This is a genomic window from Halobacillus sp. Nhm2S1, assembly GCF_019599545.1.
Lineage (GTDB): Bacteria > Bacillota > Bacilli > Bacillales > Halobacillaceae > Halobacillus.
In genome coordinates, this window is record NZ_JAIEZV010000001.1 from 297942 (window position 1) to 324298 (window position 26357).

Consider the following 26357-nt stretch of genomic DNA (forward strand, 5'->3'; position numbering starts at 1 on the left):
AAAAATGTTATGTAAACAAATACTGAACAAAAAAGAGAGACTCCGCATACAGGGAGTCTCTCTTTTTTCTTACATCACACGTTTGAACATCTTTTCCATTTCATATTCAGAAAAGAATACAATAATCGGCCTTCCATGAGGACAAGTGAAAGGGTCCGTAGACTTCCTCAAATCTTCTAAGAGATGAAACATATCGGTTTGGTTCAAATAGTGGTTGGCTTTAATCGAACGTTTACACGACATGAGGATCGCTGCTTCTTCTCTTAGTTTAAGAATGTCGATCCGTTCTTTCTCCACCAGCTGCTGAATCATTTCTTCTATGACTTCCTCTTCGAACCCTTTCGGGAACCACTGCGGGTGGCTGCGCACAATAAAGGTCGTGTCTCCGAATGGTTCAAAAAACAACCCCACTTTTTCCAGTTCGTCTCTATACTCTTCTATTCTTAAAGATTCAGCCTTGGAAAGTTCAAAGGTCATCGGTACAAGCAATTCTTGTACCTCATGGTCAACTTCCGACAACTTGTCTCTGAAGAATTCGTACTTGATCCTTTCTTGGGCAGCATGCTGATCAACGATATACATGCCTTCCTCATTTTGAGCAAGAATGTATGTGCCATGCAGCTGACCAATCGGATGCATGGTCGGGACTCTTTCCTTTTCATGAGAAGGTGGTTCTTTTTCGACTTTACTTTCAGTCGGTACATTCTCTTTTGAAACAGAGTCCTCTAAATCGTATGTGGGGGTCATCTCCTTGATTAACTCGTCCTGATTTTTTTGATAACCATCCTCTTCGGGAAGTCCCTGCTCGCTTTTCACCAAGTGGTCCAGTGTAGTTTCCCTTTCCCGATGGGCATCCTCCTCCCTCGTATGATAGAGATTGAAGGATTCCTGCGTGGTTTTCTCTTTTGCAGGCTTCGGTGCTGGCTGTGACACATCAGGAATGAGTGTTTGTTTCCGAAAAGCCTGGCGGACGGTCTCTTCTAACAAATCATACAATTCCTTCTCCTTACTAAAACGCACCTCCATTTTTGATGGATGAACGTTGACATCGACAAGGATCGGATCCATGTCTATATTTAACACGACTATCGGACTTTTTCCGATTGGCAGCAGTGTGTGATAGCCTTGCAAAACAGCTTTATTCAATGGGATACTCCGAATGAAACGGCCATTGATAATGGTTGACATATAATTCCTTGAAGCACGGTAGACTTCTGGTTTCGCAATGTACCCATCGACTTTAAAATCCGCCGTCTCCATCTTGATCGGAATCATCTTTTTTGCAACATTCATTCCATAAATGTTCGCTATGACTTGGAGAAGATCTCCACGTCCGTTCGTCTTGAAGATCTGCTTTTCATTATGATTGCAAAGGAACTGGACTTCAGGATGAGCTAAGGCCAAACGATTTAATACATCTGTCACATGACCGAGTTCTGTATGGATCGTTTTCATATACTTCAATCGGGCAGGCGTATTGAAGAACAGCTCCTCCACTGTAATGTCTGTTCCTTTTCTCGCATCACTTTTCCCTCTGGAGACGAGGTGGCCACCTTCAAGGTTCATTTTTGTCCCAGCACTGTCTCCCGTAGAAGTTTGGATACTCAAGCGGCTCACGGCAGCGATACTTGCTAATGCTTCACCGCGAAAGCCTAGAGAACGGACATGAAAAAGATCGTTCTCATCCATAATTTTACTCGTTGCATGCCGATGAAAAGCAATTTCACAGTCTTCTTCTTCCATGCCCGCGCCATCATCGGTGATCCGGATGCGCTGTAACCCGGCCTCCATTAAATCGATCTTCACCCAAGTGGCACCTGCATCAATACTGTTTTCTACCAGTTCTTTGACGACAGAGGCTGGGCGCTCAACAACTTCCCCGGCCGCTATTTTGTTTGCTAGGTGGTCTGGCATTAGTCGGATCCGCGCCATCTCTGTTCCTCCTTTATGATTTTAAACGTTTTTGCAATTGGTACAATTCATTCATAGCATCCATCGGAGTCATTTCCATCAAATCTAATGACTGCAGATGTTTTTCTACATGAGAAGTCTGAGGGGCCGCCCTCTCTTTTTTCTCAGGCTTTGTTTCTTCTACAAACAAGCTTAATTGTTCCTCTTCTTCTTTAGAGCCGGAAGCATCCTTTTTAATTGGCCCGTTTTCAAGCTGATCAAGAAGGGCAGTTGCTCTGTTGATCAGTGAATCAGGCAAGTGCGCAAGCTTCGCCACGTGAATACCATAACTTTCGTCCGCTGGCCCCTCTTTGATCTGGTGAAGGAAAACAACATTGCCTTCATACTCTTCCGCACGGACATGAACATTTTTTAAACGGTCAAGCTCCTCATCCAAAGAGGTCAACTCATGATAGTGGGTAGAGAACAGCGTTTTCGCCTTAATCTCTCCGTGGATATATTCCACTATAGCCTGAGCAAGAGCCATCCCATCATACGTACTTGTCCCCCTCCCTATTTCATCAAGGAGGATCAAGCTGTTTTCGGTTGCGTGAGTCAATGCATGGTTTGCTTCTAGCATTTCGACCATGAATGTACTATGCCCGGAGACAAGATCATCCGCTGCACCAATTCTTGTAAAGATTTGATCAAAAACTGGTAAACTCGCAGACTGGCATGGCACAAAAGAGCCCATTTGTCCAAGAATGGCCGTCAATGCAAGTTGACGCATGTACGTACTCTTACCGGACATGTTCGGTCCCGTAATCAGTAGCACATCCGTTTCTTCATTCATGTAAATGTCATTCGGGACGAACGTTCCTTCCTGCATCACTTTTTCTACAACAGGATGACGCCCCTGACGGATGTCCACCACTCGTTGCTCTTGGTATTCCGGTCGTACATATTGATAGGATTCCGCTACTTGAGCAAAACCTTGGAGGACATCAATTCGGCTGATTTGGTCCGCCAGCCGTTGAAGTCTTTTGACATAAGCCTTCACCTTTTCGCGGATTTCAAGGAACAATTCATACTCAAGCTCCACACTTTTTTCCTGAGCTTCGAGGATCAGCGTTTCTCTTTCTTTCAGCTCTGGAGTAATGAAACGTTCGGCATTTGTAAGGGTCTGCTTACGCTCGTACCTTCCTTCTGGTAAATGTCTCAAGTTTGCTTTTGTCACTTCGATGTAATAGCCGAACACACGATTATAGCCGACTTTCAAAGATTTGATCCCTGTTTCAACTCGTTCTCTTTGTTCAAGCTCAGCAATCCACTGCTTTCCATTCTTAGACGCGTATCTATAGTCATCCAGCTGTTCGTTGAAGCCGTCCCGAATCAAGCCCCCTTCTTTTACAGAGATTGGAGGGTCATCAGCAATGCTTCCCTGAAGAAGATCTTTCAATTCCTGCAGAGGATCGACCATGTTATATAAACTTGCAATGGAAGGGTGCTCAAATTTAGAAAGGGTCGTTAAAATATCTGGTATATGACTCAATGAATTCCTCAACTGGATCATATCCCTCGCATTCACATTGCCAAACGCTACTCTTCCAGCTAAACGTTCCAAGTCATAAACATTCGACAGCTCATCTCTCAAAGTCTCTCGCTCAAAAAACTGATCTAAAAATCCTTCGACCTGGTCATGCCTCATCGCAATGGCATCCGCTGACAACAACGGACGCTCCATCCATTTTTTGAGCATACGAGCGCCCATGGAAGTGACGGTTTTGTCAATGACAGAGAGAAGACTCCCCGCTTTCCCTTTCTTTCTGAGGGTTTCCAACAGCTCTAAGTTTCTTTTGGAGTACATATCGAGGGTCATGTATTGTTTCAATTCGATCACTTTTACAGGCTGCAGGTGATCGAGCGACCTTTTTTGCGTATGCTGAATATAATTGAGAAGCCTTCCGAAGCCTACTAATAGCTTGTCTTGATGAACGCCCTCAACAAGAGGTTGAAATTCAGGAGCAATGTCCGTCACGTCCTGGTGAGAGACCGTGTAATCCAAACGGTCGATCAACATCTGTTTTTGTTCGACATCAAAATCATTGGATACGACCACTTCTTTAACCGGCCGGCTGTATAATTCACTCATAGCCGCGTCAAAACCACCGGGGATAAGAGCTACACTGTTTTCTCCTGTAGTAAGATCATTGTAACTGACGACATAAGAGCCATCTTCAAAGTCGCTCAGAGAAGCCAAGTAGTTGTTTTCCTTTTCGTCTAGCATGCTGCCTTCCATGACCGTACCCGGGGTGATCATTTGGACCACTTCCCGTTTCACGACCCCTTTGGTCGTTTTCGGATCTTCAACCTGCTCACATATTGCGACTTTGTATCCTTTTTCAATCAGCTGCTTTATGTAATTGTCTGCAGAGTGATAAGGGACTCCACACATTGGAATACGTCCGTTAGAGCCTCCATCCCTGCTGGTCAATGTAATTTCAAGCTCCTGGGACGCCTTCAGTGCATCCTCAAAAAACAATTCATAAAAATCGCCTAACCGGAAAAACAGAAAGGCATCTTTTTGGTCTGCTTTAATTTTCAAATACTGCTGCATCATGGGTGTGTATTGTGCCATAAGGTTAAACCTCCAAAACGTACAATAAGATTCTCCAACCATTATAGCATACGAGGCAAATGTTCTTACACGAAAGAACCAAGTATAGGGCAGGATTCATTCTAAGAGAATTGATTTCGAAATGTTTTTTAAACATTAGGGTAGGTGTTAAGAACTCGCTTTCCTCCCAACAGAACCACTCACAAATGCCTTGAAACTGAATTTTTTAAGAATAGGGAGCTATTCTTTAATTAACGTGAAAATACCCAAAAAAAGAATTCCTCGCTGAAGCAGCAAGGAATTCATGATTAATCGTGGCTATCGTGATCTCTGTCTGAAGAAGATGGAAGGAAGTCCGTTTCAATGGCTGAAAAATCATCGGATGACAAATCATAATCGTAATCATCATCATGGCCGCATCCATGGGGATCCACTTTTACACATAACTTCGTTTCACCTATAACATCTACAGCAAACTCTCTTTCTACTTCAACGCAAATTTTTTGCCCATTCCCTGATATGTTTGCTTCTAAACAGTTCGGTTGCTGTACGACCTTAGCGATTACCTCAAAGTCATCATGTACACAATTATCATCTTTCACTGCCAACTTGACGTGATCACAATAGCTGACACGCTCTGTAACGACTTCTGTTTTTGTATTGTCGTTATACGAATACCAGACGTTTACGTCGTAACTGCCAGAAACTTCAACGTGATCTCCTTTCTTTTTGGCATTGTAGATGTGATTGATGACCCAACAACCTAGGATACTTGTCGGACGGTGCGAAGGGCTGATGGTGTGTGTGGATTCTGTAAACTTTTTACCTTTACCGATTACAGCTTTTGTAATGATCTCTCTGTAATCTCGTTCAAAAAAAGACATAGGGTTTCACTCCTCCTTATTCTACCACCCATCCTATGTGTGGGTTGGGCGAATGGTGACTAGCGGGAAAATGGCCTAAGGACGTGTTTAATTCATTCTATGCACTAGCCCATAAAATTGTACGAAAAAAATCCGCCAGAGGGGGAAAACCCTCTGACGGAAGTGTATGCATCAATGGCTGCAACCATGACTTGATTTATTAGAACCTGTTTCTCCTTGCAGAAGATCCCCACCCGTAGAACGGATCACTTCATTAGTAACTTCACGTGAAATCGTGTTTGAAACCATTTGAAGGATATCGTTAATAATGGTTTGAGAATCTTTGAATTCAGCAACAACCGGAATCTCATCCAGCTCATCTTGGAGACGATCGATTTCTTTTTCAATCTTTTGAAGAGCTTCGGTTTTCCCATAAGCTTGGAAGTTCACAGCCTGCTTCTGCAAAGCTTTGATTTTTTTAATATGGGATTGAACCTTTTGGTTATCATTCAATTTCGCTTCCAGCTGTTTGAAACGATCGATCTCTTCAATATCAGCCATCATTTTAGCCAGTTTTTTTGCTTCTTCTACAACTTCTTGTCTTGTGTATTGTGCCATTTATTTCACCTCTGCGTTGATTTCTACTAACTCTCCATCAAGGGACCACGTTTTCGCTTTGGTCACCCTTACAGGTACAATTTGACCGATTGTAGACTCAGGGGCGCGGAAATTGACCAACTTGTTCCGCTTCGTATACCCTGCTAAAACATCCGGGTTATTTTTACTTTCTCCTTCAACAAGCACGTCTACAATTTCACCTTCGTATGCTTTCATGGCGTCTGCAGATTGCTGGTTAACAATTTTATTCAACCGCTGCAAACGGTCTTTCTTTTCTTCCATTGAAACGTTATCTTTCATTTTAGCTGCAGGTGTATTATCTCTTGGAGAATAGATAAACGTATAAGCAGCTTCAAAGCCGACTTCTTCTACAAGAGATAACGTATCCTGGAACTGCTCTTCCGTTTCATTCGGGAAGCCAACGATGATATCTGTCGTAAGGGTGGCATCCGGCATAGCTACACGAATTTTGCGAACGAGTTCAAGATACTCTTCCCTCGAGTATTTACGACCCATGATTTTCAGTATATCACTATTCCCTGACTGCACGGGTAGATGGATGTGATCGAGCATATTACCACCTTTAGCAAGTACTTCAATCAAACGATCATCGAAGTCTCTTGGATGAGAGGTTGTAAAGCGAACTCTCGGAATATCTATACTCCGCAATTCATCCATCAAGTCTCCGAGTCCATAGGCCATATCCAAGTCTTTTCCATACGCATTGACGTTTTGTCCAAGGAGGGTGATTTCTTTATACCCTTGAGCTGCTAAATGCCTCACTTCCTGGATGATGTCCTGCGGTAAACGGCTTCTTTCTTTACCTCTTGTATATGGAACGATACAGTAGGTGCAGAACTTGTCGCAGCCATACATGATGTTCACCCACGCCTTGATTTTTCCTTTTCTAGACCTTGGAAGGTTTTCAATAATGTCACCTTCCTTCGACCACACATCAATCACCATTTCTTTCCCGAACATCGCCTCTTTTACAAGCTGCGGGATTCTATGAATATTGTGTGTACCGAAAATAAGGTCGATGAATGGATGTTTTTTAAGAATGCGGTTTACGACAGATTCTTCCTGTGACATACAACCACAGATGCCGATGATCAAATTCGGATTTTCCATTTTCAAAGGCTTCAAGTGTCCAATTTCACCGAACACCTTGTTCTCTGCATTCTCGCGGATGGCACAGGTATTTAATAGAATGATGTCCGCTTCTTTCGTATCTTTTGTAGGTTCATAACCCATTTCTTCAAATATCCCTGCCATGACTTCAGTATCATGTTCATTCATCTGGCATCCATATGTACGGATCAAATATTTTTTACCCTTGCCTGCTTGATCCATATCTTCAGGGATTTCAAAATCATAATGCACATCGGTTTCTTTCCGTTTCCGGCGCTGCGCATCTCTCATGTTCGGGGGTTGGTATGTTGTTTCAAAGTATTTGACAAAATCTTCACTTGTTTTTTGTTTTAGTCGATTTAAGTTATCTTGTTCTGCTTTACCGTCCGTCGTGGATGGCTGACGAATTTGTGACATTTCCTTACGTTGCTGTTCGTTCATAATGATCTCCTTTCAAGCCGAACCTTCTAACTGTACCATTATATCAAGTTTTACATGATAAATTAAGCGTAAACATGAATTCCACGTTTTTTCATCTGATTTCCAGTCATTTTATTAAACTAATCGGCAGGATTCTTGAAGACTCAGGATCAAGATGTTTCCAGGGTTTTGTTGTTTCGTTGAGCGTTAGGGGTGGTTGGGAATTGCGAGACTCCTGCGGGATAAAAGTGCTTGGTGAGACACCACAGGACGCAGTCCAAGGAGGCTCACCGCGCTCCCGCGGGAAGCGAGCTATCCCCCACAGCCCATCCGCTCAGCAAAAATCTCAAAACTGCGTCTTCTACAATCGGGAGTGTTTGTTGAATAGAGAGGGGTACTGTTTTATATGTAAAAAAAGCCAGCTATGTAATTTCACAGCTGGCTTTTTCACTATTATATAATCCCTAATTTTTTCCCGACTTTTCCGAAGGCGTCAAGAGCTTCTTGCAGTTCTTCTTTAGAATGTTCTGCTGTAACGATTGTGCGGACGCGGCCTTTTCCGCGTTGAACTGTCGGGAAGACGATCCCTTGTGCGAATACTCCTTCTTCAAACAATTCATCGGAGAATTTATGGGTAAGTGCGTCATCCCCAACCATTACAGGAGTAACCGGAGTTTCACTTATTCCAGTATCAAATCCAAGAGCATTGAGGCCGTCTTTGAAGAATTTTGTATTGTCCCAAAGTTTTTCGATCAGTTCTGGTTCTTCGAGCAATACATCAATCGCTGCATCATTCGCAGCCGTCACTGCTGGCGGGTGGGAAGTACTGAACAAGAAAGGACGTCCTTTGTGGATCAGGTAATCTCGAAGAGTTTTTGTACTTGCGACATACCCTCCAAGGACTCCAATCGCTTTACTGAGAGTTCCGACTTGAATGTGGACACGACCATCCAGATTGAAGTGATTGACCGTCCCGCGTCCGTTATCACCTAGGACCCCGCTCGCATGCGCATCATCCACCATAATAAGAGCATCATATTTTTCAGCAAGTTCTACGATTTCCGGTAGCGGAGCGATATTACCATCCATGGAAAAGACGCCGTCGGTAACGATTAACCGTGTTCGATAATCGCCACTTTCTTTCAACGCTGATTCTAGTGACTCCATGTCGACATGTTTGTATATTTTACGATCTGCTTTTGTTAAACGAATCCCGTCGATGATTGAGGCGTGATTCAACTCATCAGAAATGACAACATCTTCTTTCCCTAGGATAGAAGAAAGAACTCCTTGGTTTGTCGTAAAGCCTGATTGAAACACTAACGCAGCTTCTGTATGTTTGAACTTCGCCAATTTTTCTTCAAAATCCTCATGCATTTTCAATGTACCTGCAATCGTGCGAACAGAACCTGTTCCAACGCCATATTCTTCATTCGCTCTTTCTGCTGCTTCTTTCATTTTAGGGTGTGAGGTAAGCCCTAAATAGTTATTGGAAGAAAGTTGAATCACTTCTTTTCCTTTGATGGTCACTTTGGAACCTTGTGCAGATTCCAAGGGGATCAGCGTACGGAACGTCCCCTGTTCTTGCATCTCGTTTAGTTCTTTTTGTAAGTATTCAAAGCCTTTCATAAAACATCCTCCTTACAATTATGGGTGTAAAACTACTTTTCCACATTGACCTTGATTCATCAAGTCAAAGCCCTTCTCAAATTCTTCAAGCTTTAGATGATGGGTGATCAACGGAGTAACATCCACCTGCTGGGATTGAAGAAGTCGTGAAACCTGCTGCCACGTTTCATACATCTTTCTTCCAGTAATCCCTTGAACCTCTACGCCTTTAAATACGATATCATTCGTCACATCGAGGCTCACTCTCTTCGTAGGTAAGCTGAGTATAGAAACACGGCCGCCATTTGTAATCATTTTAAATCCTTGGTCCATCGCTACAGGATGTCCACTCATCTCACAAACAACATCTACTCCATGCCCACCTGTTAACTCTTTTGCTTTTTCAACAGGATCGATTTCACCGGAATGGATCACGGATGTCGCTCCCATTTTTTCAGCAAGTTCGAGGCGGTATGGATTCAAATCAAAAGCAAGCACTTGGGATGCTCCGGCTGCCTTGGCTACGCCTACAGCCATCAGACCAATAGGACCACAACCAATGATGGCTACTGATTTCCCTGCTACATCGCCATTCAAAACCGTATGTACAGCATTCCCCATCGGCTCTTGAATGGAAGCGATGTCTGTCGGCATTTCATCTGGGTTCTTCCATAGATTATCTGCGGGAAGAGCTACATATTCCGCGAAACACCCTTGCGTATCTACACCAATAATTTTAGTGTTTTCACAAATATGGAATTTACCCGTCAAGCATTGCGGACAGTGCCCACAAATAAGGTGAGTTTCTGCACTCACATAATCTCCTGTTTGGAAATTATGGACCTTACTTCCTACTTCCACAATTTCTCCTGAAAATTCATGACCGAAAACATACGGTGGTTTGACGCGGCTTTCAGACCACTCATCCCAATTATATATATGGACATCCGTCCCACAAATGGATGTCGCTTTCACACGGATTAATACTTCATCGTCACGGATTTCCGGAATCTCAACTTCTTGCATCTGCGCTCCTGGACCGCGGTGATGCTTAACGATCGCTTTCATCGTTCCATTCACAGTGAACACTCCCAACTTCAATAAATCATTGTTAAACCTCTTATATAAACAATAGTAACATGTATTGAGAAAAACGCAAATTTATTTGTCCACTGGAAAAACACAAACGCTCACACCTTACCTTGCTCTCTTTACCTCTATTCATTCTCTCCAATGCTTATAGACCACCCCTCTATCTTTTAAGACATGACTTGAGACTATTTAAGAGCGGGATTGGGGTGGTCAACAGGAGACAAATGCCTATTTCATCACATATAAACCTTGATATAGCAAACAACGCTGCTTATCTCAACGAATGATTCTTGCACTAACCTTATCGTTGGAGTTCCTTCTTTTGTATAAACAAACGCCGTTTCCTAAAAAACATCAAATAAAAAAGGCGTACTCACAATAGGGAGTACGCCTTTTTTTTGCTCCATTCTATTTTTCTTTCATCCATAAGGATAAGGTATTTGCTAGCAAACCACTTAAGTACGCGAAACTTATAAAAACGCGTGGGTTAATAAGCTCATCGAGGTTCGACGATTAACTTAATCGCTGTTCGCTCCTCCTCGTCAATCATGATATCTGTAAATGCCGGGATGCAAATCAAGTCCATCCCACTCGGAGCAACAAACCCTCTTGCGATGGCGACGGCTTTCACGGCCTGATTCAATGCTCCGGCTCCAATCGCTTGAATTTCGGCTGTTCCGCGCTCTCGTACTACGTTGGCCAAGGCCCCTGCTACTGAATTAGGTACGGATTTGGCTGATACTTTTAAGACTTCCATTACTAGCTCCTCCTTCAATCACTATAGTTGTTCCATAACTACTATATTCTTGGAGATGTAGGATATTACCTTTTCATTATGAATGAATTTGTCGCAAAATTCAAATAATCAATCAAAGAATGGATGATCGTCGTTGATTAGAATACGCTGGACTTTTGTAGATTTTCCTGTCTTATCATCTACATCCACCAAGAAAGCACTCAGTTGTGCTCTTCCCTTTTTTGGAACTTCGAAACGTACGGGTAAGTTTGTAAGAAAACGCTTTAAAACCGCTTCACGCTCCATTCCAAGAATTCCGTCATAAGGGCCTGTCATCCCAACGTCAGATATATAGCCCGTGCCTCCTGGCAGGATTCTTTCATCAGCTGTCTGGATATGGGTGTGCGTCCCCACATTCACACTCACTCTGCCATCTACATACCAGCCCATCGCCTGTTTTTCACTCGTTGCTTCCGCATGAAAATCCAGAAAAATGATAGATGTCCGTTTCTTCGCTTCTTCTATCAGCTCATCAATCTTTCTGAACGGATCATCATTCGGAGATAAAAACGTACGTCCTTGCAAGTTAATAACAGCGACCTCACCTTTAGGAGTTTTGACAAAAGTAATCCCTTTCCCTGGCGTACCCTCCGGAAAGTTGGCTGGACGAACGAGGTATTCCGCATCATCGATAAATTCAAAAATCTCTTTTTTATCCCATGCATGGTTCCCTAACGTTACAGCTTGGGCTCCTTTTTCAAGGAATCGACGATAAATTTTTTCAGTAATGCCTTTTCCGGAAGCTGCATTTTCACCATTCACTATAGTGACAGCAGGCTGATATTTCTGTTTAAGTTTCGGTAAGTATTCGTCAACCATTTCCCGTCCCGGTGAACCTACAACATCACCTATAAATAAAATTCTCATATAATAAAAACCTTCCTTCTACAATCGTTTCTTTATTGTACCCGCAAAAACAGAAATGAAGCGGCCCAGGAGGCCGCTTCATTCATTTTATTTCGCATACTCCACAGAGCGTGTTTCACGAATAACGGTAACTTTAATATGACCTGGATAATCGAGTTCTCCCTCGATTCGATTTCGAATATCTCGTGCTAATCTTGTTGCTTCAAGATCATCAATTTCATCAGGACGAACCATGATGCGAACTTCGCGTCCAGCTTGGATCGCGAAAGATTTTTCTACGCCATCGTAAGACTCTGAAATCTCTTCCAGTTTTTCAAGACGTTTGATGTAATTCTCTAAGGTTTCACTTCTGGCTCCAGGACGTGCCGCGGATAAAGCATCAGCAGCAGCAACAAGTACAGAAATGATTGAGGTCGGCTCTTCATCACCGTGGTGGGATGCTACAGCATTAATGACCGTTTCGTTCTCTTTGTACTTCATCGCCAGTTCTTTACCGATTTCCACGTGACTTCCTTCTACTTCATGGTCAATGGCTTTACCAATATCATGAAGCAGTCCTGCACGACGGGCCAGGGTTTCATCTTCTCCAAGTTCGGCAGCTAACAAACCGGATAGGTAAGCGACTTCCATTGAGTGTTTCAAGACGTTTTGTCCGTAACTAGTACGATACTTCAGACGTCCTAAGATTTTAATCAGATCTGGGTGGAGACCATGAACCCCGACTTCAAAAGTGGTTTGCTCCCCAACTTCTCTGATGTAATCATCAACTTCTCGTCTGGACTTGTCCACCATCTCTTCGATACGAGCAGGGTGAATTCGTCCATCCTGCACCAACTTCTCAAGGGCCATTCTTGCTGTTTCTCGTCGAATTGGATCAAACCCTGAAAGGATGACAGCCTCAGGGGTATCGTCAATAATCAAGTCAATACCTGTCAGTGTCTCTAATGTACGAATGTTCCGGCCTTCACGTCCAATGATGCGGCCTTTCATTTCGTCATTAGGAAGGTTGACAACGGAAACGGTCGTTTCAGCTACATGATCAGCTGCACAACGCTGAAGGGCTAGAGAAAGAATGCTTTTCGCTTTCTTATCCGCTTCTTCCTTCGCACGGTTTTCCGCTTCCTTAATCATAAGGGCTGACTCATGCGATACCTCTTGTTCGACGCGTTCTAAAATCATCTGCTTCGCCTGGTCTGATGTTAAGCTTGAGATACGTTCAAGCTCCGTTTGTTGTTCTTGAAGCATAGCTTTCACTTTGCTTTCCATTTCTTCAATTTGTTGTTGTCTCTCGGCAAGAGTCCCTTCTTTCTTTTCGAGTGAAAGATCACGTTGGTCAAGCGTTCCACTCTTACGATCAAGATTCTCTTCTTTCTGAGTTAAACGATTTTCAGTTTTCTGCAGTTCCATGCGGCGCTCACGGATTTCGTTCTCCGCTTCCTGGCGAAATTTCTGGTTCTCTTCTTTCGCTTCAAGAAGAGCTTCCTTCTTGGCTGATTCAGCGTTGCGATGACCTTCTTCCACAATCTGTTTCGCAAGGTCCTCAGCACTGGAAATTTTCGCTTCCGCAATCGATTTCCGAATAAGATAACCAACAACAGAACCGATGATAAGGGCAAGCAAAATGAAGATGAGCGAGGATATTATATCCATAATTTCACCTCCTCTTGCTATGAACTTGGTCCGTTTGTCGGCAATTACAAACGTTTCATTTTCAGTTTCATTTGTTTAAGATAAGGGTATAAAGATGAAAATGATACACATTCATTTTATGCTTGACTATACGGAATGTCAAGGAAACGCCCTATGTATCTGCTAACATATTCAAATATTTAAAAATGTCAGTCTATTATTCCCTTCTTTTCTACACCGTACGGCTAAAGAAAAGATGCCATATAAGGAACAAAAATAGTCTTTGTGGGGACTTAAAAATATAATAGATGAAAAAAAAGAGTATGAAACGATCGTTTCATACTCTTTTTCACTCGAACGATTAAACGTCCAGCGTTTCCTGACTTTCTTTATTATTGGCATCTGCTGCTTCTTCATCTGCTTCCATGCCATAATGGTCTCGAATCAATTTTTTCACTTCTTCATAGACCTCAACGTTTTCTTTAAGGAATTGCTTAGCATTCTCACGACCCTGGCCAAGTCTATCATCCTTATACGAATACCAGGAACCACTCTTCTGAATAAGGTCGAGATCTGTTCCGATATCAAGCAGCTCTCCTTCGCGAGAAATCCCTTCTCCATACATAATATCTACTTCCGCCTGTCTGAATGGAGGGGCCACTTTGTTTTTGACCACTTTCAAACGGGTTTTGTTTCCCACCATTTCGTTTCCTTGTTTCAAAGTCTCCGCACGACGGACTTCCAAACGAACAGAAGAATAGAACTTCAACGCACGTCCACCAGGGGTAGTTTCAGGGTTACCGAACATTACTCCCACTTTTTCACGAATTTGGTTAATAAAGATGGCCGTCGTTTTCGATTTGTTGATGGCTCCAGAAAGCTTACGAAGCGCCTGAGACATCAAACGGGCCTGCAAACCGACGTGGGCGTCACCCATTTCACCTTCAATCTCAGCTTTTGGTACAAGTGCTGCTACAGAGTCGATGACAACCATATCAACTGCACCACTACGGACAAGAGCCTCTGCAATTTCAAGTGCCTGTTCTCCCGTATCCGGTTGAGATAGTAGAAGTTCTTCAATGTCTACCCCCAACGCTCTTGCATAGACAGGGTCCAAGGCATGCTCCGCATCGATGAAGGCCGCCTGGCCGCCTTTTCTTTGAGCTTCAGCAATCGCGTGAAGAGCGACTGTTGTTTTACCAGAGGATTCTGGTCCATAAATTTCTACAATTCTACCACGTGGGTAGCCGCCCACTCCAAGGGCTACGTCAAGAGCAAGAGATCCACTTGGTACCGTGTTTACTTTCTGCTCAGCGCTTTCCCCCAGCTTCATTATGGAGCCTTTTCCGAATTGCTTTTCTATTTGACGCAATGCCATATCCAATGCTTGTTTACGATCGCTCATTATATACCGCCTTTCAAAATTTCTATCCCTATCATAACTTGTTTTTAATCGTTTGCCAACTAAAAAGCGAATAAATGTTCCCTTTTTTTATAAAGAATAAAAGGTGCAATTTTTTATTTCCTCTACGTGAAATTATCAAAATTGCACCTTTACAGCAATGAAAATTATTTTTTCAATCTATGGAAAATCAATTCATACGCCCTCTTTACAGCTCTCACTCGCACCTGTTCCCGTCCACCATCGAAGTGGAATTTATGAACTTCAGGCTTTCTCTCTCCTATTTGAAGTCCGATAAAGACGGTACCTGGTTCATGTCCCTCACTTGCATCCGGACCTGCGACACCTGTGAAACTGACAACAACATCGACGTCTAAGTTTGCTTGGGCATTTAGAGCCATCATTTCCGCACATTCGTGGCTGATGGTCCCATATTTCTTAATTAGGAATTTAGGTACCTGAAGTATTCTTTCTTTCATCTCTGGAGTATAGACAGTATATCCACCTTGACAGACGGCTGAAGCACCAGGAAGCGCGATGAGCCGCTCTAAAAATCTTCCACCGGTGAAGCTCTCTGCTGAACCGATTGTTAATCCTTTTTCTTTGAGGAGATCTCTGACCTTTTCTTCAATGGTAATCGCATCACTGCCATAATAATACTTTCCGACATGGTCAAGAATCTCGTTTTTAAGCGTGAGAATTTTTTCCTTCGCCTGTTCTGTTGATTCCCCTGTAGCTGTCAGCCTTAAACCCACTTCTCCTTCAGAAGCGAGCGGGGCAATAGTGGGATTGGTTTGAGAACGGATTAAGGATTGGAGTTTCGTTTCTAAATCCGACTCACCGATCCCTATAAAACGCATCATTTCTGAAACGATTTGGGATTCAATGTGGTAATTATTCTGTAAATAAGGAATAACATACTCATCCATTATATACTTCATTTCTCTTGGGACCCCTGGAAGGAAAACCCACAGGGTATCCTCATGTTTTACCAGTTGACCAGGCGCCATACCTTCTAGATTTTGAAAAACGGAGGCACTCTCAAACACACGGGCCTGTTTACGATTGTTCTCAGACATAGACTTTTGATTTCTCTGATAGTAGCTTTTGATCTTTTCCATTGAATCTTCATGTTCGACCAATTCCTCATCAAAGACGAGCTTAGCAGCATCCAGGGTCAAGTCATCTTCGGTAGGGCCGAGCCCGCCTGTAACAATGACTAGATCAGCTCTTGACTCCGCTAATGCAAAAGAATCTTTCACCCTTTTCAAATTATCACCGACAACAGTGTGGTGATAAACGGAATGTCCGAGAGTCGCAAGCCTACTTGAGATCCACTGAGCATTCGTATTCGCAATTTGACCTAAAAGTAATTCTGTACCGACACCTATAATTTCTGCTCTCATTTAGAATCCCTCATTACATGCCAATTTTTTTTGAAGTAATCATAACCAGAGTACACGGTAATCAACAGCGCCAAATAAAGTGCAATCATTCCCAAAGGAAACCCGATGAAGGCGAATGGCCAATTATGCAAGAGCAGAAGGGAAATAGCGATGATTTGGATCCATGTCTTCAGTTTTCCCATTTGGCTGGCTGCAAGGACACTGCCTTCCCCTGCGGCTACCAGCCGGAGTCCCGTCACTGCAAATTCACGGCTGATGATCAATATGACAATCCATGCAGGGGCGAGACCAATTTCAACAAGTAAAATAAGGGCTGCACTAACTAAAAGCTTGTCAGCGAGCGGATCAAGAAATTTCCCTAAGTTTGTTACAAGGTTATATTTTCTTGCAATATATCCGTCGATCCAGTCCGTCGTAGAAGCTAAGATAAACAGGAGTGCTCCTGCTAAGTGAGCGACAGGTAATTCGCGGTCTTCCATTTGGAAGGTACCCCATTCAAATGGAACACTCATGAGGATGATGAAAATTGGAATAAGAAAAATTCTTGATAATGTGATTTTATTTGGTAAATTCATAAAGCTCACTCTCCTAACAATCATTTCAATACATGAAAGGCTGCCCGTCCACAAAGAGTGGCCTTACACTCTCACGATGAACCACTGGGGCAGCCTGGTTTGATTATATTTAGTTTCTTACTTGAATTGCAACAATAATTTCTGTGTGGAAACTTCCGGGTTCGGATAAGGAACTTCGTTCTCCCCAATCATGACGGTTGTTCCCGGTGCATTACCTGTCTTGATGTACAATTCATCCTTGTCCCCTAAATCAAGGGAGATCGGTGAATCCTCCGCTGTGTATTCTTTCGCTGTCACAAGGTCTTCACCATTCTTAGGAGCTTTAACTTCCATATAGGCTCTGCCTGTTAACTCGATGGTAACCTTACGTTCAGTTGTGCCGCTCACATCATAAGTATGCTCCGGAAAAGATCCTGTCCCTTCCTGAACCATTTGAATGTCTATCTCTTCTTTATCTTCCGCAGGTGTTTCCTCTTCTTCCTCTGGCGCTGGCTCGTCTTCTGATCCTGTTTCTTCAGATTCACTTCCATCTTCATTACCTTCGACATCGCCCTGGTCGCCGGAAGTTTCACTTTCAGAATTCTCAGGCACGCTGATTTCATTGTCGGAACCATTTTCTGTAGCTGTATTGGCATCCTCTGCCCCACTCATATTCTGCCATACGAGCCATACGACAAAGATCAACCCTATAATCAATCCAACAGTTAAGATTGTCGGCAGTACCCGGGAGGATGGGCCGCTTTTCTGCGTCGCTTCCTTTTTAGTCCTTTGGACACGACTGTATTGTACCGTACTCTCCTCATCGAAGGTTGGAAGCTCCCCTTTATGTTCTTCCATCACTACTTCAGGGTCTAATCCGACCGCAGAGGCATATTCCCTAATAAACGCACGGGTGTAGAATTTTCCAGGCAGCACTTGAAACTCATTCTTTTCAATCGCCTGAAGGTAGCGTTTTTGTATCTTTGTCGTCTCTTGCAACGATTCTAAAGAAAGGCCTTTTGATTCCCTGGCTTCCCTCAGTCTTTCTCCAATCTCCATGTTAACACCATCCAATTTCTAAAAATCGAACATGGAAAAACCTTCATTCATAGACATTTCTTGTTTTTCCACAGGTTCATAAGTAATTTCTTCATCTTCGTTATTCCGAAGTTCAATAATATAGTCAAAATCATCCATTGTATATTCCGTTTCCTGAACGAAAATATCCGGGTGTTCTATGACTTTCGTTGCAGGAAGTCTCATGATCTCACGCACCAGCTGCCAGTGCTTTTCATTTGCTCGTTTCGCAGACACAATCCCATCTATGATGTAGAGGTTGTCTTCACTGTACTCTTCATCAATCAACTGGTTTCGCACCGTCTGCTTTAAAAGCGTACTGGAGACGAACAACCATCGTTTGTTTGCACATACACTTGCTGCTACAACAGACTCTGTTTTTCCTACCCTTGGCATCCCACGGATTCCAATCAGCTTGTGCCCATCCTTCATGAAGAGCTCAGCCATAAAATCAACAAGTAATCCCAAGTCCTCCCGATTGAATCGGAATGTTTTACGATCATCCACATCGCTATGTATATATCGACCATGTCTTACTGCCAAACGATCTCTCAATTTTGGCCGGCGGAGTTTAGTTACTTTTATTGTATCCATTGTATTTAGAATCGATCTCAAACGAGTGATTTGTTCTTCATCTTTACATAGGAGAAGCATTCCCCGGTGGGAATTTTCGACCCCATTAATGGTGACGATGTTGATTGCCATCATACCGAGCAGTGAGGAGATGTCCCCAAGCAATCCTGGGCGGTTATACTGAATTTCATATTCTAAGTACCATTCTTTTTTTTCCATAATACAACTCCTCTGAAAAATTGTCGTTATTTGTCAAAGTCGAGTGATTTATGGAATTTTTCACTCTCTATCTATCATAAAGGATTTTTTCTAAATAGGAAAGGACGATCCTACATAAACATACAAAAATTGAAAAAGCTTGGTATCATTAGAAAAAATCCGCACAGACGTCTGTGCGGATTGATGACGAGGTTAACCTTGGTTTCCTTCGTTTTGAACCATCTTCACCATCATATTGGCAATGGCGTGTTGTTCTTTTTCATCTGCTACATTCCAAAGATCACGCAAGACAGCTTCCTGCTCGTTCTTCGCATCAACGGAGTTTGCTAAATAACCACCAATTTCGTAAGCAAGCTCAGAAACCGCTCCTTCTTGCATACCTTGACCTTTCGCCTGATGTAAGCGATCGCCCAAGAAATCTTTCCATGAATCGAAATTATCGAGAACAGACATGATGTAACCTCCTCTGAATTTTTTCATGCTTAGTATGAGAAGGAATCACGGATCTTATGCAACGGAATTATGACCAGCCACCGTCCACTTGAATCACTTGTCCCGTTATGTAACTTGATTTGTCACTCAATAAAAAGCCGGCCGTTTGAGCGACTTCTTCAGGCGAGCCGGACCGTCCTAAAGGAATATCATCCTCTAGGAAGTCCAGTTCTTCCTGGCTCAGATGGGCGTTCATCTTTGTAGCAATCAAGCCTGGGGCAATACTGTTAACTCTAATTCCACTTGGCGCTACTTCTTTCGCCAGTCCTTTGACAAAACTGTTCTGTGCACCTTTCACAGAACTGTAAACGACTTCCATACTCGCACCTTCATGTCCGAAAATAGAACTGATGACAATAATATTGCCACTTTTCTTTCGGATCATATAGGGGAGCACCTTCTGGGCAATCATCCACAGTGATTTGACGTGAACGAGATACAATGCGTCCATCTCTTCTGTCCTCATATCCTGAAATAATCCGCTGTGCATGTGCCCACCCGCGAAGAGTATGGCATCCCATTCATCCTCGATTTGATCTAGAAGGGAATGAATGCCTTCTAATGTGGAAAGGTCCGCCCCGAATGCCCCCGCCCATTGAGAAGCCGGGATTTGCTTTCTGTTTTCTTCTATGTTTTTTTTATTTTGGTTGTAATGCAGACCAACGGAAAAGCCTTGCTCAACAGCACTTTGAACCAGTGCCTGACCAATACCACCGCTGGCTCCAATAATCAGACACTTTTTATTCATTGGCTTGTGGTTTAATTTGGAAGACGGTAATCGCATCTTCTTTCAACCAGTGTTGCAAATATTCTTCTGCATCATCAGCGGTCAAGGATTCAATAATTGGCAGAACTTCAAATAAGTCTGTACCGAGAGTATGATAGTGCGTAAATTGATTGGCGATAAATTCCAACGAGTTCATCGCTCTCATGAATTGGCCGATTTTCTTCCTTTTCATCCTTGTGAAGTCTTCATCGGATATCCTCTGTTCTTTTAACTCATGCAGCATTTCCTTAATACGAGCTGCCATTTCGTCAGGCTTTCTGGAGTCTCCACCAAGAATAGTGAAACCAAACTGACGGTCGAGTTCTGTTTCAAACTGGAAACTGTCATCGATAAGGTCGTTTTTGTAGAGCTCCTCATAGAAAACACCGCTTCTTGAGAAATAATAATCAAGGATCATCCCTGATAAAAGTTCTCCGCGTACCAATTCTTCACCTGTTAATCCTTCAACATTTTCCTTAACCCCGACCATCGCTTTTGCTGTTGTCACTGGCATGGTGATTGAATGTTCTTTCTTAGCAGCAGAAGCCGGTTCATCAGGATAGGAACGATTGATTTCAGGTGCATCAGGGAATTCTTTTTTGTCTTGATTATCTCTGATCAATGTCATCATGGACTCAGGATCGATATTTCCAGCCACGAACAAGACCATGTTGGAAGGATGATAAAACGTCTCATAACAAGTGTAAAGATCATCTTTGGTGATCTTTTGTATGCTGTCCACTGTCCCTGCGATATCCACCTTCACCGGGTGGTCGTGATATAAACTTTGGATGGTTCCGAAGAAGGACCGCCAATCAGGCTGATCATCGTACATACGGATTTCCTGAGCGATGATGCCTTTTTCTTTTTCCACAGACTCCTCTGAGAAATAAGGGTCCTGAACAAAATCAAGGAGTGTCTGGACATTCTTATCAATTTGACTCGTTGCCGAAAACAGATACGCCGTCTTTGTAAACGATGTAAAAGCGTTGGCCGATGCACCTAGTCTTGTAAAGTCCTGGAACACATCACGATCTTCTTTTTCAAACAACTTGTGTTCAAGGAAGTGTGCAATCCCTTCTGGAACCGTCACCTTTTCACTTTTCCCGATCGGTGTAAACGTTTGGTCGATGGACCCATAGTTCGTCGTAAAGATCCCATATGTTTTGGCCATTTCAGGCTTTGAAAGTAAGAACACCTTCAACCCATTATCTAAAGTTTCCTGATATACCGTTTCGTTCAACTGAGTATAGACCAGTTCTTCCATTAAGATTCCCCTCCTTCTTTACTCGTCAAAAAGTAAATCGTGTCCAATTCGATCTTTTTAGCCATTTGGACCACTTGTTCTTTCGTAACTTTACGAATATTATCGATCAATTCATTCGCAGGCATTTCTGCACCTGATAACATTTGATGATAAAGGACTTCAATCATTCCGTTTGCATTATCCATCGTTTCCTGGAGTTGATGTATGACCTGTTCTTTTGTCTCTTCCACTTGTTCCTCCGTGAAATCTCCGTTTTTCATTGCGTCCATCTGCTCTAGAATGATTGATTTTGCCTGATCATAATCCTTAGGATCTACCCCACTGAAGACAAGCAGGAGACCTTTATGACTCTCAAACCTTGAAGCGGCATAATAAGCTAAACTGTGTTTTTCACGAACGTTCATAAATAACTTGGAACTAGGGAAGCCTCCAAAAATTCCATTAAATATTTGCAGGGCATAATAGTCATCATCACCGAACTTCGTATATGTGCGGTATCCAAGATGAAGTTTACCCTGGTTGACTTCTTCTCTCTCCACAACTTCCCTTGACTCCTTCACTTCTTTCGTGACAGATACCTGGTCGTCATCTGCATTGGTGCTTCCTTTTCTTGAGAAATACTGATCTGTCAGCTTTTCAATCGCCTTTTGATCCATGTCACCAATCACATACACGTCAAGCATATCTTTTGCGATCATGTCTTTATAATAAGCGTAGAGCTTTTCAGACGTAATGGTCTTGAGGTCTTCCAAGTACCCATGCACATGCAACGCATAAGGTTCGTCTTTGCACATGTGATCCATGAGTCTCATATTGGCATAACTCATTTTGTCGTCTTTGATGCTGGTGATTTTTTGCTCCAGGGTCTGTTTTTCACGCTCGACGATAGAGGAGTCAAAGCCTTGCCCTTCCGTCTTTGGATCAAAAAGCACCTCATTAAAAAGTTGGACTGCTTCTTCAAGAATCGGTTCCTGGTCATTCAAGTATGCTTCATTAACAACTTCCATGCGGAAACTAATGACATGGTTTTCTCCTTTTTTAGATCCATCACTTGATAGCGCGGTTCCATAAAGGTTTTCAAATGCAGACTGAAGTGATCGTACATTCGGGTGATTGTTCGTAGCTTTTTGCAGGACATGTGGCAAAAGTGCTCGCTCTGTGATTCCTTCTCTTTTCAAAGGGGCTTTAAATTTTGCAACAATCGTAATGGTTTTGTATTTTTTGCTTGGTAAAATATGTAGACGATACCCTTCTTTTTCGAGTAGCGTTTCTTCAGTTATTTTCATATTCATCCTCCTTATCAGTCTCTTCTATTATAGACCTACATGTCCATATTCATCCATTCCAACTAAGTCTTATGCTAAGGTATATGTGTGAAAAAGTAAAAAAATTAAGTCCGGCACATGTGTACCGGACTAGAAAATGATTATCGGTTGCCCTTTACATAAGCTTCTCCCAATGACTTTGGTGCTTCCGCTCTTCCGATAAATCCTGCCAAGGCAAGAATTGTCAATACGTAAGGAGCGATGAGCATAAAGACTGAAGGGACATTTTCTAACAGAGCAATATCTGATGAAACAATACTTAAACTTTGCGCAAATCCGAAGAAAATAGCTGCGCCGAGAGCGCCAAGCGGATGCCATTTTCCAAAGATGACCGCTGCCAGCGCAATAAACCCTTGCCCCACAATCGTACCGTGAGAAAAGTTATGGGTTACTGTCAAGGCATACACAGCCCCACCAAGACCACCGAAAGCACCAGATAACATCACTCCGATGTATCTCATCTTGTAGACATTGATTCCGTTGGTATCTGCAGCCATTGGATGCTCCCCTACAGATCGTAGACGGAGCCCGAATGGTGTTTTGAAGATAATGAACCACACAAGGAATGCTAGGGCAATCGCTAAGTATGAAGTCCAGTACCAACCGGTGAAAAACATGTCCCCAAGGATAGGGATCTTATTAAGTAGAGGAACATTTGAAGAATAGATCGGACTTTCAATGAAATCCGTCTGTCCTTTGTCATACCATTGTTTAGTAAGGAACAGCCCAATTCCTAAAGCCAGAAAGTTTATAGCCACCCCACTTACGACTTGATCCGCTCTGAATGTAATTGAAGCGACCGCATGGACGAGTGCAAATATAGCAGATACGACCATAGCAATGATCAAGGAAACAATCGGAGTCGCTGAGCCGAAAACACTATAGAAAGTCAAGTTTGAAACAATCGCTACGAAAGCCCCCATGATCATCAAGCCTTCAAGGCCAATGTTAATCACTCCGGATCTTTCACTGAACACTCCCCCTAAAGCAGTGAAAATAAGAGGGGTGGCAAAGACAACAGATGCACCGAGAATACGGCTGATCAGTTCAATAATCTCCATTTATTTCCCCTCCTTTTTAAACCGAAGAATGACCCATCGAATCATGTAGCTTGAGGCTACGAAGAATATGATCAAGGCAATAATAATTTCCACAAGCTCCGTAGGGACCCCTGCCGCTGTCGGCATATTCAAAGCTCCGATCTTCAGGATACCGAAAAGGAAGGCCGCAAGAATGACACCGAAAGCCGTGTTTGCACCTAGAAGAGCGACGGCAATTCCGTCAAATCCAATATTCGTAAATCCAGATTTAATCGACATGAAGCCAAAAGTACCGAGACCTTCCATCGCTCCTGCTAGACCAGCAAAAGCACCGGAAATGACCATCGCCAGAATGATATTTTTACTGACATTCATGCCCGCATATTTAGATGCGTGCTGGTTGAAACCTACGGACCTCAATTCAAATCCAGTCGTTGTACGGTTTATAATGAACCACATAACAAGTGCCATCAATAAAGCGACAATAAAACCATAGTGAATTCTTGAGTAAAATGTCATTTCTGCAAGCCAGTTCGATTGTAAAGATGCCGTTGCTGCAACATTTTCTGTTCGATCCGCACCGTCGCTCAATAGATTACGAACGATGGAATTACTTAAATACAAGGCAATGTAGTTCATCATGATCGTAACGATAACCTCATGGACGCCTAACTTTGCTTTAAGGAGACCAGGAATAAAGCCCCAGAAAGCACCTGCAATAGCCGCAGCTAATATCGCCAGAGGCAAATGAAGGATCATTGGCAGTTCAAAAGAAATACCAATCCAAACCGAAGCAAGCCACCCCATAAACACCTGGCCTTCCACCCCAATGTTCAATAGTCCTGACCGTAGAGCAAAAGCAACTGCAAGCCCGGAAAGAATGTAAGGGGTTACCTGTCTGATCGTCTCTCCGAAGAAGTAAGCATCACCAAAAGCACCATTCCATAGAGCTGCAAAACCTGCAATCGGATTATAACCGAATATCAGCATAATGATGGCACCAGAAATCAGACCGAGCAACACAGAAATGATCGGCACTAATATATTGAAAAGTCGATTGGAAAACATCACTGCTCACCTGCTTTCTGTGTTGAATTACCAGCCATCAGCAACCCGAGCTTTTGCTCATTTGTTTCTTCCGGTTGAACATCAGCAATGATCTGTCCGTCAAACATGACGGCAATTCGATCACTCAAGTTCATGATTTCATCGAGTTCAAATGACAGAAGGAGAACGGCACGACCTTTGTCTCTCTCTTCAATTAATTTTTTATGGATAAATTCAATGGCTCCAACATCCAAGCCCCGTGTGGGTTGAGCAGCTATAATCAAATCCGGAGACCTGTCCACTTCCCGGCCGATGATCGCTTTTTGCTGATTTCCTCCTGAAAGGGCCCTCGCCGGTGTGTAAGCATCTGGTGTGCGGACATCATATTCAGCAATTAGATTTTTTGCTTTTTGGTAAATGTTCTTAAAGTTCATGACACCTTTTTTCGAATAAGGTTTCTGATGATAACTTTGCAGCACCATATTCTCACCAATGGGAAAATCAAGGACAAGACCGAATTTATGACGGTCCTGGGGGATATGAGAAACACCGGACTGCGTTACTTTACGAGGCGTTAAATTGGTAATTTCCTTATCATGGAGGCGGATGGTTCCGGATTCGCTTCTTCTTAAGCCTGTTATTGCTTCAATCAACTCAGACTGCCCGTTTCCATCTACACCAGCGATCCCAACAATCTCACCTGCACGCACTTCCAAATTGAGCCCTTTGACCATTTCGACACCACGGACGTCCTTCACACGTAAATCTTTTATAGAAAGATAGGTTTCCTTAGGTTCAGCCTTTGTTTTTTCAGTAGAAAAGCTGACATCACGCCCCACCATCAGAGAAGCAAGCTCAGTAGGATTGGTTTCAGAGACATCTACAGTCCCGATTCCCTGCCCTTTCCGTATGACCGTGCACCGGTCACAAACCTCCATAATCTCCTTCAACTTGTGGGTAATAAGGATGATGGATTTCCCTTCTTTTACGAGGCTTTGCATAATATCAATCAGCTCTTTGATTTCCTGCGGAGTAAGAACCGCTGTAGGCTCGTCAAAAATTAGGATTTCCGCTCCTCTATAGAGCGTTTTCAATATCTCCACACGCTGCTGCATCCCTACGGATATATCACGTATTTTCGCTTTTGGATCGACATTTAAACCGTATCTCTCTGAAAGCTCTCTCACCTGGTCTTCGGCATGTTTCAAGTTCACCGTTCCTGCTTTCTTCGGTTCGCTTCCTAAAACAATGTTTTCAGTGACTGTAAATGTGTCCACGAGCATAAAGTGCTGGTGAACCATTCCAATACCCAGTGCGTTTGCGACGTTAGGATCTGTGATGTTGACTTTCTCTCCACGCACTCTGATTTCTCCTCTTTCCGGCTGATAGAGGCCGAACAGAACGTTCATCAGTGTAGATTTACCCGCTCCGTTCTCCCCAAGAAGAGCGTGGATTTCACCTTTCTTCACTTGCAAATTAATATTGTCATTCGCTACAATACCCGGGAACTCTTTTCTAATATTCAACATTTCAATTACATAGTCCATTCGTCTCTCTCCCTCCCCCGTTCACCTTAAAAAATCACCAAAGGAAAAGGGCCGGAACAATCTTTTCATTTGATGACTTTCATTGACAGAAGAAAAGGCCGGCTCTCACCA

At 43.0% G+C, this 26357-nt stretch carries 22 protein-coding genes; all 22 read right to left on the minus strand.

Annotated features, from left to right (window positions below):
* Positions 1–69: 69 nt before the first annotated feature.
* The 22 genes from mutL to K2225_RS01660 all read right to left on the minus strand — a co-directional run bounded on the left by mutL (position 70) and on the right by K2225_RS01660 (position 26246).
* A complete protein-coding gene (gene mutL, locus K2225_RS01555) occupies positions 70–1932 on the minus strand; it encodes a DNA mismatch repair endonuclease MutL (protein ID WP_220583188.1) in 1863 nt (620 codons plus the stop codon).
* 13 nt (positions 1933–1945) lie between these two features.
* On the minus strand, positions 1946–4528 hold the full coding sequence (gene mutS, locus K2225_RS01560) for a DNA mismatch repair protein MutS (RefSeq protein WP_220583189.1): 2583 nt from the start codon (positions 4526–4528) through the stop codon (positions 1946–1948).
* Positions 4529–4815: 287 nt separating this feature from the next.
* Complete coding sequence (locus K2225_RS01565) at positions 4816–5391, minus strand: outer spore coat protein CotE (RefSeq protein WP_146816320.1); 576 nt, start codon at positions 5389–5391, stop codon at positions 4816–4818.
* Positions 5392–5562: 171 nt separating this feature from the next.
* The gene (locus K2225_RS01570) at positions 5563–5988 is read right to left on the minus strand and encodes a YlbF/YmcA family competence regulator (RefSeq protein WP_146816322.1); all 426 of its coding nucleotides are present in this window, start codon (positions 5986–5988) and stop codon (positions 5563–5565) included.
* The gene (miaB, locus tag K2225_RS01575; protein ID WP_220583190.1) at positions 5989–7560 is read right to left on the minus strand and encodes a tRNA (N6-isopentenyl adenosine(37)-C2)-methylthiotransferase MiaB; all 1572 of its coding nucleotides are present in this window, start codon (positions 7558–7560) and stop codon (positions 5989–5991) included.
* 432 nt (positions 7561–7992) lie between these two features.
* A complete protein-coding gene (locus K2225_RS01580; RefSeq protein WP_220583191.1) occupies positions 7993–9168 on the minus strand; it encodes a glycine C-acetyltransferase in 1176 nt (391 codons plus the stop codon).
* An 18-nt stretch (positions 9169–9186) separates the two neighbouring features.
* Positions 9187–10227: an L-threonine 3-dehydrogenase gene (gene tdh / locus K2225_RS01585; RefSeq protein WP_220583192.1), complete on the minus strand. Its 1041-nt coding sequence runs from the start codon at positions 10225–10227 to the stop codon at positions 9187–9189.
* Between the two features lie 508 nt (positions 10228–10735).
* Positions 10736–10996, minus strand: coding sequence for a stage V sporulation protein S (locus K2225_RS01590; RefSeq protein WP_008640081.1), 261 nt, complete (start codon positions 10994–10996; stop codon positions 10736–10738).
* Positions 10997–11104: 108 nt separating this feature from the next.
* Positions 11105–11902 (minus strand): TIGR00282 family metallophosphoesterase, encoded by a 798-nt coding sequence (locus tag K2225_RS01595; protein WP_220583193.1) that lies wholly within the window; start codon positions 11900–11902, stop codon positions 11105–11107.
* 87 nt (positions 11903–11989) lie between these two features.
* Positions 11990–13552 (minus strand): ribonuclease Y, encoded by a 1563-nt coding sequence (gene rny / locus K2225_RS01600; protein ID WP_089652346.1) that lies wholly within the window; start codon positions 13550–13552, stop codon positions 11990–11992.
* A gap of 340 nt (positions 13553–13892) precedes the next feature.
* On the minus strand, positions 13893–14936 hold the full coding sequence (recA, locus tag K2225_RS01605) for a recombinase RecA (RefSeq protein WP_220583194.1): 1044 nt from the start codon (positions 14934–14936) through the stop codon (positions 13893–13895).
* Positions 14937–15100: 164 nt separating this feature from the next.
* Positions 15101–16339 carry a competence/damage-inducible protein A gene (locus K2225_RS01610; RefSeq protein WP_220583195.1) on the minus strand — a complete coding sequence of 413 codons (1239 nt, stop codon included), beginning with the start codon at positions 16337–16339 and terminating at the stop codon, positions 15101–15103.
* The gene (gene pgsA, locus K2225_RS01615) at positions 16336–16914 is read right to left on the minus strand and encodes a CDP-diacylglycerol--glycerol-3-phosphate 3-phosphatidyltransferase (protein WP_220583196.1); all 579 of its coding nucleotides are present in this window, start codon (positions 16912–16914) and stop codon (positions 16336–16338) included. The genes K2225_RS01610 and pgsA overlap by 4 nt, the downstream gene beginning before the upstream one ends.
* A gap of 117 nt (positions 16915–17031) precedes the next feature.
* Complete coding sequence (locus K2225_RS01620) at positions 17032–17952, minus strand: helix-turn-helix domain-containing protein (protein ID WP_220583197.1); 921 nt, start codon at positions 17950–17952, stop codon at positions 17032–17034.
* Between the two features lie 18 nt (positions 17953–17970).
* Positions 17971–18762 carry a DUF3388 domain-containing protein gene (locus K2225_RS01625; protein ID WP_146816339.1) on the minus strand — a complete coding sequence of 264 codons (792 nt, stop codon included), beginning with the start codon at positions 18760–18762 and terminating at the stop codon, positions 17971–17973.
* 192 nt (positions 18763–18954) lie between these two features.
* Positions 18955–19215 (minus strand): DUF3243 domain-containing protein, encoded by a 261-nt coding sequence (locus K2225_RS01630; RefSeq protein WP_220583198.1) that lies wholly within the window; start codon positions 19213–19215, stop codon positions 18955–18957.
* Positions 19216–19282: 67 nt separating this feature from the next.
* Positions 19283–20038 carry an elongation factor P 5-aminopentanone reductase gene (gene ymfI / locus K2225_RS01635; protein WP_255574102.1) on the minus strand — a complete coding sequence of 252 codons (756 nt, stop codon included), beginning with the start codon at positions 20036–20038 and terminating at the stop codon, positions 19283–19285.
* On the minus strand, positions 19995–21287 hold the full coding sequence (gene yfmH, locus K2225_RS01640; protein WP_220583199.1) for an EF-P 5-aminopentanol modification-associated protein YfmH: 1293 nt from the start codon (positions 21285–21287) through the stop codon (positions 19995–19997). The genes ymfI and yfmH overlap by 44 nt, the downstream gene beginning before the upstream one ends.
* Positions 21287–22573, minus strand: coding sequence for an EF-P 5-aminopentanol modification-associated protein YfmF (gene yfmF / locus K2225_RS01645; RefSeq protein ID WP_220583200.1), 1287 nt, complete (start codon positions 22571–22573; stop codon positions 21287–21289). The genes yfmH and yfmF overlap by 1 nt, the downstream gene beginning before the upstream one ends.
* Before the next feature lie 140 nt (positions 22574–22713).
* Entirely contained in the window at positions 22714–23673 is a 960-nt protein-coding gene (locus K2225_RS01650) for an ABC transporter permease (protein WP_220583201.1), read from the minus strand.
* On the minus strand, positions 23674–24720 hold the full coding sequence (locus K2225_RS01655; RefSeq protein ID WP_220583202.1) for an ABC transporter permease: 1047 nt from the start codon (positions 24718–24720) through the stop codon (positions 23674–23676).
* Positions 24720–26246, minus strand: coding sequence for an ABC transporter ATP-binding protein (locus K2225_RS01660; protein WP_220583203.1), 1527 nt, complete (start codon positions 26244–26246; stop codon positions 24720–24722). Before K2225_RS01660 ends, K2225_RS01655 begins: the two co-directional genes overlap by 1 nt.
* Between the last annotated feature and the right edge of the window lie 111 nt (positions 26247–26357).